Source organism: Caballeronia fortuita, assembly GCF_001544835.2.
GTDB lineage: Bacteria > Pseudomonadota > Gammaproteobacteria > Burkholderiales > Burkholderiaceae > Caballeronia > Caballeronia fortuita.
The window spans coordinates 1-1,280 of record NZ_FCNX02000047.1; the positions used below are offsets into that span (position 1 = coordinate 1).

2 pseudogenes are annotated in these 1,280 nt (G+C 58.1%); both read right to left on the reverse strand.

Annotated elements, in window-relative coordinates:
• Positions 1–30: 30 nt before the first annotated feature.
• Positions 31–1,010 (reverse strand): annotated as a pseudogene (locus tag AWB77_RS34045) (IS3 family transposase); the annotation flags it as partial.
• A 6-nt stretch (positions 1,011–1,016) separates the two neighbouring features.
• Positions 1,017–1,217 (reverse strand): annotated as a pseudogene (locus AWB77_RS37550) (transposase); the annotation flags it as partial.
• Positions 1,218–1,280: the final 63 nt, after the last annotated feature.

A 1,280-nucleotide genomic window follows, 5' to 3' on the forward strand; every position in this document is an offset into this window, starting at 1 on the left:
TGATCCTGCCTCGTTTCCACGTACAGCAAATTATGCAGCGATCATCCTAGCCTCGTAATCGACGGGAGTGGAGAAATCGATAGAGGTGTGCAGGCGTTGTCGATTGTAGTAGCCCTCGATCCAGTCGACGATATCCAGACGAGCCTCAGCGCGCGTTTCGTAGCGCACCTGATAGATTCGCTCGACTTTCAGGGTTTTGAAGAAGCTTTCCATTGGTGCGTTGTCCCATGCATTAGCGCGGCGACTCATCGAAACGGTCATCTTGGAGTCGGCGGCCAGTTTCCGGTACGCACGGCTTGCATATTGACTTCCGCGATCGGAATGTAACAACAATCCTGGCGCGGGCTTGCGCTGCCAGCACGCGCTGCGCAGTGCCTGGCAGACAAGTTCCGCGTTGATGCGCTCTGACATTGACCAGCCTACGATGCGTCGGCTTGCCAGATCCATAACGGCAGCCAGGTATAACCAGCCCTCGCCGGTCCTGATGAATGTGATGTCGCTCACCCAAGCCTGATCGGGCTGCCAGCTGTCAAAACGACGATCAAGCAGATTGGGCACCACCGGTAGGCGGTGGGTCGAATCTGTCGTCACCCGATACGGGCGTTTGTAGACCGGCCGCAGCCCTAGGCGTTGCAGGCTACGGCGTACACGCTCAGCGCTCGCCGGCTGGCCCTGGATCCTTAATTGCCTTACGATCCGAGGACGGCCGTAGCTGCCGCGACTGGCGCGATGAATCGCTGCCACCTCCCGATCAAGCGCGGCGTTGGCCTGTGCTCGCTGACTTGGCCCGCGCTTACGCCACTGGCAATATCCGCTGCGCGACACCGTCAGGATGTGACACAGCCGAGTAACACTGTACTGGTCGCGGTGCTCGTCGATCCATGCGTACTTCACCGCGACCCCTTCACGAAGTACGCCGTCGCTTTTCGAAGGATCTCGATATCAAGTCGCGCACTGGCGAGCTCTTTGCGAAGGCGGCTGTTCTCCGCCTCCAGATCATTGATCGAGCGCGTCGATCGCGTGCTCTTCACTTCGTGACTGTCGACGTCGCCGATACTTTTAGCATTACGACTGCGTCGACTCCAATTGCCTAAGGTTGCCACGGGCACTCCGAGCCTACGCGCGGCTTCGTGCTGCCCGACTGCTTCGGCAAGCCTAATGGCCTCGACCTTGAACTCGTCCGTGTATTGCCGCTTTGGCACTAGCTTCTCTGACATTCGAACCTCCGTACAAACAGAAATTAGCAAATTTCTGCTGTACGCGAAATCGAGGCACGGTCA